We start from the raw sequence: 13,927 nt of genomic DNA on the forward strand, positions 1-13,927 counted from the left end.
CCTTGCAATGACAATAGCGAGCTAAATTTGTTTAATTTGTCATTGCGAGAATTTGCGCTTAATCTGCATCCAAAAACGCCTAATTTGTCAAATTTTTAAAACAAATGCAAAAATTCCCATAAATTCTTTAAATTTTACCGCTTTTTTCTGTAATTTTAGTTATAATTTCAGCTATTTATAAAATTTCAAAGGAGTTTGAGATGAAAGCATTAAATCAAAGCAGAGGAAGCATTGTCTTAGCCACTGTGCTCTTTGCTGTTAGCGCAGCAAATATCGCAAATGCCGATAATAAAATTACCGGAACCAACACTCCTACTGGTTCCGTAGGTTCTAACCCCTATATAGGCGTAGATAACGCAGGAAACCTACTGACAACAGGTGCTTCGGTTACTATTAGCGGCACCTCCACAGACGGCATCACATTTGACCCTAGAAGAGATGCTTATGGTGGTTATGCAAAAGGGGCTGCAAATTCAAATGTTTCTGGCAATACAATAAAAATAATAGACCAAGTAAATTTTAAAGGTCCTAGCTCTGGAAGAATAATTGCTGCCGGTAGAGTAGCAGATCTTAGTAGCGAAAATTCGATTGTCCAAGAAAATAAACTTATAATCAAAGATTCTACTATTGAAATAGGCGATAAACAAACAGACCCTAATGACCCTAATAAGAAAATCGAGATTTACCCTTCTGTCATAGGCGGTAGAATTGATGGAAAAGGCGGTGTAGCCAAAAATAATACAGTAGAAATAAGCAACTCAGATGTAAGCTATTGTATCTATGGTGGAAAAGGTAGCAATAATGCAAACAATGATAGTGAAATTTACAACAACCATGTTTATATAGAAAATTCAAAATTTGCAAGCGCATGGGGTGGTCAAGCACAGGCTGAAATAGATAGCGCAAATCACGCCAAGTATAATACTCTCGTTATAGTAGGTGGCGGATATTCAACAAAAGCTAGATATGGAGATCTTCGTGGCGGAACCACTTATGGTGCGGGAGATAGTGAATACAATACTCTATCTATAAGTGGCGGAACGAAGCTAAATTTCAACACTGTTAGTATTTTTGGTGGTTATTCGCAAGGTAAAGCGACAGGAAACAACCGCTATAATCAGCTTATCTTAGATAATGTAACAATACCAAACGCTAGCAACACTATATATGCGGGCGGTATCAAGGCCAATACCTCTACTCTATCAAGTTCAGAAGCAGTTGGCAACAGAGCATATATAAATGACTTAAAATTTGCAAAAGGTATCGTAGTCGGTGGCAGTAGCGAACTAGGCAACACAAGCGATAATATAGTTGTCATCAACGGCACTACCGAGCTAAAATCTGCTTACAGTGGCGAAGTAAAAGAAGGTGCTGACGGAACTGCAAAAGATAACCTTGTCATTATGTCTGGTGGCACTATTAACGAAAATATCTACGGCGGATATACTCAGGGTGGTGAAACGAGTGGAAACGCTGTTTATTTCATGGGTGGCGAAGTCTCTGGCATAGTCGGCGGTGGAAATAACGGCAATAAAAATACCCTAATCCTAGGAAAAGACAAAGATAATCTTGGTATTATAAAAGCAGGACAAATTTCAAATTTCAACACTTTGCAATTTAATGCCGTTAAAGACGGCACAAATGCTGATGCGGTTCTTATTCTAACAGATAGCGCAAACGGAGCCGATTTAAACGGCGTTACTATAAATTTCTTAAACGAAAGTTCTAGCGACGGGGCTGTCGAAGTGCTCGTCGGCGGAGATAACGGAGTAGGCGTAAATAAAAAACGAAACAGTGGCGGTGGCGCAAATGCTATAACCGAGCTAACTAAAAATGCTATAAAATATGGTGCAAATTTAGATACAATCGCCGTTGTCGTAAGTGGCGCAGAAGCTAAAAATGATATAATAGAAAATTTACAAAGAACCCTAAGCGACGGTAGCACAAAGCCACAAACAAGTTATGGCATAGGCGATACATTTAATTATAAATACAAAACAATCGATTTAAAACAGCCAAACAAAAAATACTATCTCATTAAATCTAATGCGCCTTTGCAAAACTATAATAAAATTAAACTCGAAAATCCGGCAAATCCGACATGGATTGGCAAGGAGTTAAAAGAAAATTCAGGTATAAAAATAGCCGATATATATCAACCTGATCAAATTTATAAAATTTTAAGCTCCACAGAATACAAAAGAAATTTGCGCGGTATGTTTGTGGAAAATGGCGATAAAGACCTATTTATCACAGGTATAGATGAAATAACAGAGAGCTGGAATGATAACGAATTTGACACCAATGAATTTAGCAAATTTAATCAGCCTTCGAACACAGGAAATCATGTCTATATCGAAGCAAACGCTGGTGATTTAGTCAAAAAAACTATTTACGGCGGATATAGCGACAGTGATGATTCTACTAAAAATAGTGTTGAAAACAACAACATTTATCTTAATCAAGACGCCAACCTATCAAATGCTACAATCATAGGTGGATTTAGCCAAAAAGGCAAGGTCTCAGGCAATAGCATTGATTTAAACAATACTAGTGTAACGGCAGATATTATCCTAGCTCAAACTGATGACGGAAGCATAGATATAGCTACAAATAAATTAATTAATGCAGACAACCAAACAATAACAGGCTCTTTAACAGTAGCTAAATCAGATTCTGCAAAATTAGAAAAAGCTACTTATATAATGCCTGAGAACATAACAATAACAGGGGATTTTATCTTAGCTAATAGCAATAGCGGAAATATTTCAAATAATACACTAGATGTAAAAAATGTAAAAGCTACAAATATCTATGTAGGAAAAAGCAATAGTGGCGAAGTCTCAAATAATACTATCAACATAAAAGGCGATAAAGTAGATGGTAATATTTATGTAGGATATAGCCAATCAAAAGCTACAAATAACAATATTGCAAACTTTGAAAAAGGTGAAGTTACAGGAACAATCTATGGTGGAAACAATGGCACAGGCAATACTCTAAATGTAAAGGATACTCAGCTAAAAGCAGGAAATGTGGCTAACTTTCAGGTTATGAATTTTACAGGCGATATTACTAAAATGACTTCTGCTGATAATGCAGCTTTAAAATTAACAGCTGATGATAATACTGATTTAAGCAAGGTTGAAATTCAAATCAATGACACCACATATAATCCAGAGAATAGTTATGGATTAAGTGCAAATCAAAAAGCGTATCTCATCGCTCACACTAGTAGTGCAGACAGTGCAGAAAATGTAAATTTCAACGATCTTAAAAACTACGCTTACGGCAAAGAGACTAAAACTATAAAAGACGGCTCAACCGCAATCAATGTCATCCAAACAAATAATGAATATCGTATAATCGATAGCCAAACTTACACTAGAAATTTACAAGGTATGTTTGCTGATAGCGACAAAAACCATATCTATATCACGGCTGAAAACGAGGTAGAGGAGAAGCTAGACAAAACGCTAGGGGATGAGGAATTTACAAAATTCGGAGGTGATATCATAGATAACACAATCACAATCGATCCAAAAGACCCGAGCAAACCGCTTGATTTAAGCAATGTCACAATCGGTGGTAGCGACCCAAGCGGAAATACCCTAAACATAGGTAAAGATTCAAGCAATACTATCGAAATGGATAAAATCACAGTAAAAGATGTGCAAAATTTTGAAAAAATCAATTTCTACTTGCCTAAAAATCCGGGCGTCGGCACAACTGCTGTCAAACTAAGTGACGGTTCTAATACGGACTTATCAAATTCAAATGTAATGATATATGTCGATAATTTGGATGATTTGGAGAAACAAGGCGGTAGAGTGCATTTGTTTGACGGTAATAACGAATTGGCAAATAATAAGCCAAAAAGTGCAAACTATCAAATCGGTTCAATTTTAATGATAGATGTAACAAATTCCTTAGATTTATCTGTGGATAAAACGACACCGATTACGCCAACTGACCAAACCAAAATTTTCAATGAAGCAAGGATTGCTGGTATGGCGGCTGTTTGGGAGGGTTCATATCTCATCTCAAACCACTTAGAGCGCATTATACCTGATGGATATACCGAGCTTTTCCCTTATGCTATCGTAGAGGGTTACGACAAACGCTACAACACAGGTTCTCATGTAGATAGTTTGGGCTTTAACGCAAACGCCGGTCTTGCAGGCAAAGCACCAAATAGCAAGGGCGAATTTACAATGGGTATTTTCATCGAATACGGCAATGTAGATTATGATGCCTACCTAGATGACGGCACCAAGGGTAGCGGTGATGCATACTATGCTGGTGTGGGCGCATTTGGCAAACAAGAAAACACCACTGGCTCATACTATGAGGGCTCATTTAGAGTAGGTCAGCTAACTACGAATTTCGACGGCACTCTAAATTTCAACGGCGTTAGCAAATACTATGATTGGGGCATAGACTCTACATACTGCGCTGTGCATGTAGGCGGTGGCAAAATCGTCCCGCTAAGCGAAAGCAACGATTTGGATTTTTATGCTAGATATTTCTACACCCATATCGACGCAGCCGATATCAAAATAGACGGAGTCGATACTCACTTCGACGCCCTACAATCACACAAGATTAGAGCTGGCTTGCAAGATAATTTCAAAATCGATGAGCATAATAAATTCTTCGTTGGTTTGGCTGGCGAATATGAGTTTAGCTCAGAAGCAGGAGGACGATTTATCGTGCCAAATGGTAGCACAGGCGAGATACTAAGCCCAGATCTAAAAGGTCTAACAGGAATTGGCGAAATCGGCTATCAATACAAAACCGAAACGCTTAAATTCGACGCTGGTGTAAAAGGCTACGCTGGCAAACAAGAAGGCGTAAGCGCACAAATGGCACTTAGCATTGCGTTTTAGTTAAAATTGATTGCTTCGTGGCAGGGAAACCTGCCACGGCCTTAATAATTTAAAATTTTAAACGCTAAATTTGGCAAAATTTTGCCAAATTTGCGAAATTTAACCCTTGAATTTAACTCCGAATTTTACCCAAACCCGAGAGCAATCTCGGGTTTTTTTATGGGTTGGAATAGCTGAAATTTGTTTAATTTGTCATTGCGAGAATTTTGCGTTAGCAAAATTCGTGGCAATCTACGAGTAAAAATAACCAAAACATTTACAAGCGTGTCATTGCGAGGCGTGATAACGCCGAAGCAATCCAGTAAAATTTAGAGAGAATTTAAGAATTGAAATTTATCTGAATTTCCCTGGATTGCTTCGCTACGCTCGCAATGACAGCAAATTTAGCACAAGGAATTTTAAACTCGTAGATTGCTTCGCTTCGCTCGCAATGACAAATTAAGGGTTAAAAAATTTTCTGGATTGACCTCGCCTACGGCTCGTCCAAACCTGCCGTGCTACGCACGCCACCGCTACGCTTGTTTTGCTTCGTCGCTGTCGCTCCTCGCAATAACAATGGCAAGCAAAATTTAGAATTTCAAAATCCTGGGCGCAGTGTTTAAAACCCCAAAAAAGCTAAATTTGACCCTAATTTGCCCATTTTTCGCGCTCGCCACTCTCGTCAATTTCGTTGCCGATTTTTTCATAAAGCGCGTAGTAATACTCCACAAACTCCCTACACACCGCGTCTTTTGGCAGATACACGCCGCTAGTATTTTCGACAAATCCGTCCAAAAAGTCGTAAGCGTCGAGCTTTTTGTAATAAGTGCTCGCTAAAATTTCATAATTTTTCAGGCAAATTTCCTTAAATCTCTCATACCCAGCCTCGCTAAAATCGACCGCGAGCTTCGCGCCGTCAAATTTCAGCACGCCAGCGCGGAATAGTAGCGTCAGATGAATTAGCCCCTCGCAATAATACGGCCTCACATCATTTACCCTTTGCCACGCGATGAGCCCCACGCTACGGCGGATTAGCTCGTCAAGGACCGGCAGGCGCATTTCTGGTTTTTCGTTGAAAAAGAAGTTGATTAGTCCGCCCGTGGTGGCCTTGTATTCTTCGACGAGCTTGAAAGCGCCTGATTTATTCATCAGCGACTCTGTGTCCTCGTCGATGAAAAATATATGACCAAACTCGTGGCCGATTGTGGAGATTTCATAAACCATACGCCAAATTTTAGGCTGTTTGAATAAAATTTCGCGCCCAAAATTTAGATAATCCAAATCAAAAATTTGCGATGAAATTTTCATAAATGGCTTGGCTTTGGCGCTTTCATAGACAAAATTTACAAATGCGAAAATTTTCTTTCCGCAGTTTGTGCTGACGAATTCGTCGTTTGGCACGACCTGTGCCGAAAATAGCCCGTTTAAATCCGCGCCGTAATAAATCATCGGCGTGGAGATATAAAGCTGGGTTTTATCAATGTTTGAAAGCACGAGTGAGCGCATTACAGGGCTATTTGCGCCGATTTGTTTGTAAATTTTATCAAAACTTGCACTTATTTCGGCCTTAAATTTATCCGCGTCAAACCTAGTCGGCTGAGATAGTCTGATGTCCCATTCTAGCGCGACTGCGTGTGTGTAGTTATCCTCGTAGTATTCAAGCGGGTGGCCGATTTGAATCGGGGATTTGGTCTCCATCCACGCCATTTCAGCGTCCCGCCACGCGCCGATTACAAAGACATTGTTGCGCTCGGCAAAGGCTGTGCGAAGCTTGGCTAGGTAGTAGATATATGCCCGTTCCTCGGCGTTGCTAGCTAGGTCTTCTAGCTCTAAAATCGCTTTATTAAATGTGCCGATTAGCTCCTTGCTATCCTCTTCAAACGCCACGGCATAGGGTGCCATGACAAATTTGCCCTCGCTATCTTGGATAATCGCGCCATAGCAACGATCGCAAATTTCATCGTGTGGCGTGCGCTGTAAAAGCTCGTTTTCGAAAAGATACTCTTTGGCGTCCGCGATACTGGCGAAATTCATCTCTAAGCGTTTGTTGTTGGTATCAATGATGAGTTTTTGCCAGCTTTTTTGCATTTGATTGATTACAAGTCCGATTTTATGCACGCTTTTGATAAGTTCTAAATAAAATGGGTTTAAAATTTTTTCCTCTTCGATTTTTGCGATAAGCGCGGCGTGCATGTCAGAGTGTATTTGCCTGACATAATCATACATTTTTTCGCGTAGCAAGCTTTGTTTGTTTGCGTCATAGCCTAGCTTACGAAATTCTTGCATCATCGCTTCTTCTTTTAAATCCACAATGCGCCTTAAAATCGCGATTTTCGCGCTTTGTGTGTCGCTAAATCCGCAAATTTGCAGACCTTGTTTTATGATTTCGCTATCTGAATTTGCATAAAGTGCGTTTAAATTTGCCTTTGTTTCGCTCACCAATTCATTTAATCGATCGAAATTATTCATATTTTTCCCTTTAAAATTTTGGCTAATTTTAGCAAAATTTTTTTTAAGAGAGTTTTAGTAACTTTTTATTTAATCTGGCTTTGCTACAATGCCAAGCTTAAATTTACAAATAAGGAGAAAATATGGAACACATGGGCGAAGCAGTTATAAAAATCATCGCTATGCCAACAGACACTAACCCAGCCGGAAATATCTTTGGCGGGTGGATTTTATCACAGATTGATTTGGCTGGAACGGTCGCAGCAAGGGAGTTTGCGCCTGAGCGCGTGGTCACGATATCGATGAAAGAGGTGATTTTCAAACAGCCTGTTTTCGTGGGAGATTTAGTCACTTGCCACGCAACCGTTACCAAAATCGGCAACACTTCGATTACGGTTTTGGTAAATGTCACAGCCGAGAGGTATTGCAAGGAGTCGCGCTCTCGCATTTGCCAGCATGTAACAAGCGCAGAAGTAACCTATGTAGCCGTCGATAGCGAGGGCAACAAACTCGTAATCGATCCAGAGCTAAAAAAATTAAAGGGATTTTAGGCTAAATTTGGCAAATTTTAAAATTTGCCAAATTTTTATTTTGTGTGTTTTTTAAACTCTTCGAAAAATTCAGATTCTAGCTCCGCATTACTTTTTACAATCATACCAGAGCCGTGTATTACGCTTGGCATACAGGCGGTGCAAATATGCACGGTTTCGCCATTTTTGTGAGCTTTGATGAATACGGCGTTTTCGTCATCGCTACTTTTGAGTGAGCAGATATTGCAGATATAGACATTGCCAGTTTTCATGAAAAATCCTTTGAAATAAACTAAACCGCTATTTTATATAAATTTGGCATAAATTTCATTGATTTGCATTAATTTTTTTAAATTTTAGTTGCGATAAAAATATTATATGCGATAAGTATATGATAAAAAACAGCTGGAAAAACAGACCCACGAGCGGAATCAAACACGCTAAATAAAACAAAAATACGCTAAGCATAAATTTATACCCACCGCCCTTTTTATAGCATTTCTCAAAGCTTTTTTTATCTAGGGTGTTTGAAGCGACATCGATTAAAATGAGTTTATAATAAATATAAAAAAATGGTATATTTATCACAAAAAGATTTATTAAGGGAACTGCTAAAAGTAGCAAGCAAAGCAGTAAAATTCCAATAAATTTTAAAATTTCAATCGCCATTAGGGTTAGCACTCGCCCCAAATTTGGCTCATCGGCGCGCTCTAAATGGTAGTGTCTTAAATTTATCTCTTTTGTAACAATCGGCGTAAGAAATCCAGCGATAAAAAGCGCGCAAAACACGCTTAGCATTAGCACCAAAAATGTCCCAAAGGTGTAAAAAATCACGCCGATTATCCATTTTGTGGCGCCAAACGCTAAAAGTTTGGCAATCAGCGGAAATCGCTCCTCGTCCAAAAAGCTAAAATCCCCGCTTTTTGCCCCCTCTTCGAGCAGGGCAAAAATCTCGCTTCCGCCAAAATACATAAAATACCCAAGCACCAAAAGCGCGCAAAAAAACGGCAAAAGCGAAAGGGCGATGAATTTTTTCGTAAAAAAATCTTTGATTGAAAGGCGAAAAATTTTACCCATTAAATTTCTTTAAATTTCGCTGTTTTTATAGGCTTTTTCTAAATTTGCGTAAATTTCGCCCACTTCCAAAACGCCGCTATTTAAAATTTCGACCAAAACGACATTATCCTCTTTGCCGTTCCAAATTTTGCGGTAGCTGCCCTCTTTGTAGCCGTTGTCTTGGCGGAATTTATTTAGCACATTTTTGCCGATATATTTGGCGAAAAGCACTTCCAAATTTACCCCGCACTTAATCGCCACTCTGAAATAATCCTGCAAAAGCGAACCCACGCTAAAATTAAATCCGCTCGTCTCGTGCATCAAAAGCTCGATATCATTTACGATTTCATAAATCGAGTAATCCTCGATATTTGCGCGGTGCGCGCTAAATTCTCTAAACGCGCTTACGCTGATTACTTCGCTAGCAATCTCATCAATGCTCTTTAAATTTTTGTTTTGTTCCAAAACATAGCTCATCACAAAGTGCCAAATATCCACGATTTCGATGACGATATTATCTATATCAGGGGCTGCGGCGATGTTTTTCCAGTGCTTCCACGCAAAGCTATCGATCAGCTCAGCACACTCCATATAAATGCAACGCTTCCAGTTGATTAGTTTGCCATTTTTGGTGTATCCGTCCTCCCAGCCCACGCCGTTGGTTTCGTCGTTTAGGCGTTGTTGCATTAAAAACATCTCTTTTATTTTTTTATAATTTTCCATAACTTCTCCTAAATTTAGCGCGAAATTATAGCGCATAAAAGAAAATGTAGGTATAATTACTCAAATTTTTGAAATTTTAAATTTTACAGGGGGATTTATGGATAAATTTGACCTATTTTTAAGCAAAATGAAGCTTATGTCAATCGCCGTGCTAGTCGAAAATCTGCCGTATTGCTCAAACGCATTTTACGCTTACGATAAAGATAACAAAACCTTGATTTTCTCAGGGCATGAAGATTCTACGCATATCAAGGCACTTTTTACCAATCGTTTCGTCTCTGGCACGATTGCTTTGGATACCAAAATCATTTCTAGGATTAAAGGAATTCAGTTTAAGGGCAAAATTCGTAGCGCAGATGAAAACGAGGCTAAAATTTACTTCAAAAGATTTGCCGTTGCCAAGGCGATGAACCCTGAGCTATTTGCCATTAGGCTTGATTGGATGAAGCTAACCGATAATGTCGTAACCTTCGGTAAAAAGCGCGTTTGGGAGCGCAAAAAAGAGGAGTAAATTTTACTCCTTTTACTTAAATTCAGTTGAATTTGTATCCATAAAATTTCATTTTTATTTTAATTACTTACAACAAATTAAGCAACTTTTAGCTAAAATTTACAGGTTTTACACAATCCCGAACAGTAAGGAGAAATTATGGGAAAAGTTATGAAAACTATGGACGGAAACGAAGCCGCGGCTTATGTTTCTTACGCTTTTACCGAGGTTGCAGGAATTTACCCTATCACACCTAGCTCACCAATGGCTGATTATACAGATATGTGGGCTGCAAAAGGCATGAAAAACCTTTTTGGTATGCCAGTTAAAGTCGTAGAAATGCAAAGCGAGGCAGGTGCCGCTGGAACAGTGCATGGCTCACTGCAAGCTGGTGCGCTTACTACAACTTACACAGCTTCACAAGGCTTACTACTTAAAATTCCAAATATGTATAAAATCGCTGGTCAAATGCTACCAGGCGTTATCCATGTAGCAGCCAGAGCCCTTGCAGCGCAAGCTCTTTCTATCTTTGGTGATCACCAAGATGTCTATGCATGTCGCCAAACAGGCTTTGCTATGCTAGCAAGCGACAGCGTGCAAGAAGTAATGGATCTAGGCGGTATCGCTCACCTAGCAGCGATTAAAGGTCGCGTTCCTTTCCTACACTTCTTCGACGGCTTCCGTACAAGCCACGAAATTCAAAAAGTCGAGGTTATGGATTACGCTGAATTTGACAAATTGCTCGATTATGACGCAGTTAAGGCTTTCCGTGATAATGCACTAAACCCAGAGCACCCAAAAACTCGTGGAACAGCTCAAAACGATGACATTTACTTCCAAACAAGAGAGCTAACAAACAAATTCTACGACGCTTTGCCAGATATCGTAGCTGATTATATGGAAAAAATTTCAAAAATCACAGGCAGAGAGTATAAGCCTTTCACTTACTATGGCGCAAAAGACGCTACAAGAGTTGTAGTCGCAATGGGTTCAGTAAATCAAACTCTTGAAGAGGTAGTTGATTATCTAAATTCAAAAGGCGAAAAAGTTGGCGTTATCAAAGTTCATCTTTACAGACCATTTAGCGTAAAACACCTATTTGCTGTCCTACCAGAATCAGTAGAGAGAATTTGCGTTTTAGATAGAACAAAAGAGCCAGGAAGTATCGGCGAGCCACTATACCTAGATATCAAATCAGCATTTTATGGCAGCAAAAAAGCTCCACTAATCATCGGCGGACGCTATGGCCTAAGCTCAAAAGATGTCGATCCAGCTCAAATGATCGCTGTATTTGACAACCTAAAATCAGACCAACCAAAAAATGGCTTCACTGTGGGTATCGAAGATGATGTTACCTTCCTATCATTGCCAGTCGGCGAGAAAATTTCTCTTGGCGAAGCAGATGAGATCGAGTGTCTTTTCTACGGACTTGGCGCAGATGGCACAGTCGGTGCGAACAAAAACTCAATCAAAATCATTGGCGATAAAACAGATCTTTATGCGCAAGCATATTTTGCTTACGATAGCAAAAAATCAGGCGGTTACACACGCTCGCACCTAAGATTTGGTAAAAAACCAATCCGCTCAACCTACCTAGTTTCAAATCCAAATTTCGTAGCCTGTTCAGTAGCAGCGTATCTTGAAATTTACGATGTAATCGACGGTATCAAAGATGGCGGAACCTTCCTTTTAAACTCAATCTGGGACGCAGAGGAAACTATCAAAAAAATACCAAACAAAGTAAAAAGAATCCTAGCGCAAAAAAATGTTAAATTCTACATTTTAAACGCTACTAAACTAGCCCACGAAATCGGACTAGGCAACCGCACAAATACCATTATGCAATCAGCATTTTTCAAACTAGCAAAAATTATTCCGTTTGAAGAAGCTCAAAAATATATGAAGGAATTTGCATACAAATCATACGCTAAAAAAGGCGACGCAATCGTGCAAATGAACTATGACGCGATTGATAAGGGCGCTGACGGCTTAGTTCAAGTCCCAGTCGATCCTGCATGGGCAAATTTGAAAGACGAAGTAAAATCTGATAGCGTGGGATACAAAGGCACAGAATTTGTCGAAAAAATCGTAAAACCTGTAAATGCAGCGCGCGGTAACGATTTGCCAGTATCAGCATTTATCGGACACGAAGACGGCTCATTTGAAGCAGGCACTACAAAATACGAAAAACGCGGTGTAGGCGTGCTTGTGCCAAAATGGATCGAGGCAAATTGTATCCAATGTAACCAATGCGCGTTCGTCTGCCCACACGCTGTAATCAGACCGTTCTTGCTAGATGAAAACGATGTAGCAAACGCTCCACAATACACAAAAGAGCACCTACTTGACGCAAAAGGCAAAGATTTTGCAGGTATGAAATATAAAATTCAAGTAAGCCCGCTAGATTGCACCGGTTGTGCATTGTGTGCTGAAAACTGCCCAAGCAAAGAGAAATCTTTGGTTATGGTTCCACTTGGCGAAGAAATGGATAAAGGCGAGCAAACAAGCGCTGATTATTTATTTGAAAATGTTCGCTACAAAGATGATTTGGCACCGAAAAACAATGTCAAAAATGTCGGCTTTGCTAGACCATATTTCGAATTCCACGGCGCATGCCCAGGTTGCGGTGAGACTCCATATATCACACTTATCACAAGATTATTTGGCGATCACATGATTGTAGCAAATGCGACAGGATGTAGCTCAATCTACGGCGGTTCTGCTCCTTCTACTCCATACCGCAAAGACGCAAACGGACGCGGTGTCGCGTGGGCAAACTCGCTATTCGAGGACAACGCAGAATTCGGCCTTGGTATGAAGGTAGCAACAGAGACAATTCGCCATAAAATCGAAGATGTTATGCTAAATACAATGGAAGAAGCTCCAAACGCGCTAAAAGCTCTATATAATGACTGGATTGAAAATCGCAACGACACTGTAAAATCTCGCGAAATCGCAGACAAACTAATCCCAATCTTAGAGCAAAACAAAGGCGTTAAGGGCGTTAGCGAAATTTTAGAGAGAAAATCTTACCTAAGCAAAAAATCACAATGGATTATCGGTGGCGACGGCTGGGGTTATGATATCGGATATGGCGGACTTGATCATGTTTTAGCTAGTGGCGAAAATGTAAATGTTTTGGTTCTAAACACTGAGGTTTATTCAAATACAGGTGGCCAAAGCTCAAAAGCTAGTCGCCGCGGTTCTATCGCTCAATTCACAGCTGGCGGAAAAGCAGTTCAAAAGAAAGATTTGGGACAAATCGCTATGACTTACGGAAATATTTTCGTAGCTCAAATCAACTCAAACGCTAGCCAAGCTGCTACAATCAAAGCGATTTTGGAAGCAGAGGCTTATGATGGTCCATCACTCATCATCTGCTACTGCCCTTGTATCGCTCATGGTATCAAAGGCGGTCTAAACCACTCTGGCGCACAAGCTGAGCTTGCGACAAAATGCGGTTACTGGCCAACTTATACCTTCGATCCACGCTTAGCAGACGCTGGTCAAAACCCACTAAAAATCAGCTCAAAAGAGCCTGATTGGGATCTATACGAGAGCTTTTTGATGAACGAAGTTCGCTACAACGCTCTAAGGAAAAACAACCCAGAGCACGCTGACGAGCTTTATGCTAAAAACAAACAAGACTCTCAAAAACGATACAGACAGCTAAAACGCTTAGCAAATTCTGATTATTCAGACGAGATTTAATCTCGCAGGTTGCGGTAAATTTACCGCAACCTTTTTTCTTTATTCTTTCTAAATTCCCCAAATTTAGCCTTTTTAAATTTATAAAAATTCTGAGATTTTTA

Annotated in this window: 8 protein-coding genes; 4 read left to right on the forward strand and 4 right to left on the reverse strand. The window is 39.8% G+C overall.

Features of this window, described 5'->3' with window-relative positions:
- Positions 1-200: 200 nt before the first annotated feature.
- Complete coding sequence (locus tag OFO10_RS06335) at positions 201-4,889, forward strand: hypothetical protein (protein WP_270866537.1); 4,689 nt, start codon at positions 201-203, stop codon at positions 4,887-4,889.
- 627 nt (positions 4,890-5,516) lie between these two features.
- Here OFO10_RS06335 and ciaB read toward each other — a convergent pair.
- On the reverse strand, positions 5,517-7,337 hold the full coding sequence (gene ciaB / locus OFO10_RS06340; protein ID WP_270866538.1) for an invasion protein CiaB: 1,821 nt from the start codon (positions 7,335-7,337) through the stop codon (positions 5,517-5,519).
- A gap of 122 nt (positions 7,338-7,459) precedes the next feature.
- Between ciaB and OFO10_RS06345 the strand changes: the two genes are divergently transcribed.
- Positions 7,460-7,867, forward strand: coding sequence for an acyl-CoA thioesterase (locus OFO10_RS06345; RefSeq protein WP_270862798.1), 408 nt, complete (start codon positions 7,460-7,462; stop codon positions 7,865-7,867).
- A 35-nt stretch (positions 7,868-7,902) separates the two neighbouring features.
- Here OFO10_RS06345 and OFO10_RS06350 read toward each other — a convergent pair whose 3' ends face one another.
- Genes OFO10_RS06350 through dut form a run of 3 tightly spaced genes read right to left on the reverse strand, consistent with a single transcriptional unit; the run spans position 7,903 to position 9,625 of the window.
- Positions 7,903-8,118, reverse strand: a complete 216-nt coding sequence (locus tag OFO10_RS06350) for a hypothetical protein (protein WP_270859918.1) — start codon at positions 8,116-8,118, stop codon at positions 7,903-7,905.
- Between the two features lie 55 nt (positions 8,119-8,173).
- Positions 8,174-8,923, reverse strand: coding sequence for an EI24 domain-containing protein (locus OFO10_RS06355; protein ID WP_270866539.1), 750 nt, complete (start codon positions 8,921-8,923; stop codon positions 8,174-8,176).
- A 9-nt stretch (positions 8,924-8,932) separates the two neighbouring features.
- Positions 8,933-9,625 (reverse strand): dUTPase, encoded by a 693-nt coding sequence (dut, locus tag OFO10_RS06360; RefSeq protein ID WP_270866540.1) that lies wholly within the window; start codon positions 9,623-9,625, stop codon positions 8,933-8,935.
- Positions 9,626-9,722: 97 nt separating this feature from the next.
- Between dut and OFO10_RS06365 the strand changes: the two genes are divergently transcribed.
- Positions 9,723-10,136, forward strand: a complete 414-nt coding sequence (locus OFO10_RS06365; RefSeq protein WP_270862801.1) for a hypothetical protein — start codon at positions 9,723-9,725, stop codon at positions 10,134-10,136.
- A 138-nt stretch (positions 10,137-10,274) separates the two neighbouring features.
- Positions 10,275-13,826 carry a pyruvate:ferredoxin (flavodoxin) oxidoreductase gene (nifJ, locus tag OFO10_RS06370; protein ID WP_270866541.1) on the forward strand — a complete coding sequence of 1,184 codons (3,552 nt, stop codon included), beginning with the start codon at positions 10,275-10,277 and terminating at the stop codon, positions 13,824-13,826.
- Positions 13,827-13,927: the final 101 nt, after the last annotated feature.

Origin of the sequence: Campylobacter sp. VBCF_06 NA8 (assembly GCF_027737825.1) — a bacterium.
Lineage (GTDB): Bacteria > Campylobacterota > Campylobacteria > Campylobacterales > Campylobacteraceae > Campylobacter_B.

Coding starts and splice junctions, on each gene's coding strand:
- OFO10_RS06335 (WP_270866537.1), top strand. CDS start 201: ATGAAAGCATTAAATCAAAGCAGAGGAAGCATTGTCTTAGCCACTGTG.
- ciaB (WP_270866538.1), bottom strand. CDS start 7,337: ATGAATAATTTCGATCGATTAAATGAATTGGTGAGCGAAACAAAGGCA.
- OFO10_RS06345 (WP_270862798.1), top strand. CDS start 7,460: ATGGAACACATGGGCGAAGCAGTTATAAAAATCATCGCTATGCCAACA.
- OFO10_RS06350 (WP_270859918.1), bottom strand. CDS start 8,118: ATGAAAACTGGCAATGTCTATATCTGCAATATCTGCTCACTCAAAAGT.
- OFO10_RS06355 (WP_270866539.1), bottom strand. CDS start 8,923: ATGGGTAAAATTTTTCGCCTTTCAATCAAAGATTTTTTTACGAAAAAA.
- dut (WP_270866540.1), bottom strand. CDS start 9,625: ATGGAAAATTATAAAAAAATAAAAGAGATGTTTTTAATGCAACAACGC.
- OFO10_RS06365 (WP_270862801.1), top strand. CDS start 9,723: ATGGATAAATTTGACCTATTTTTAAGCAAAATGAAGCTTATGTCAATC.
- nifJ (WP_270866541.1), top strand. CDS start 10,275: ATGGGAAAAGTTATGAAAACTATGGACGGAAACGAAGCCGCGGCTTAT.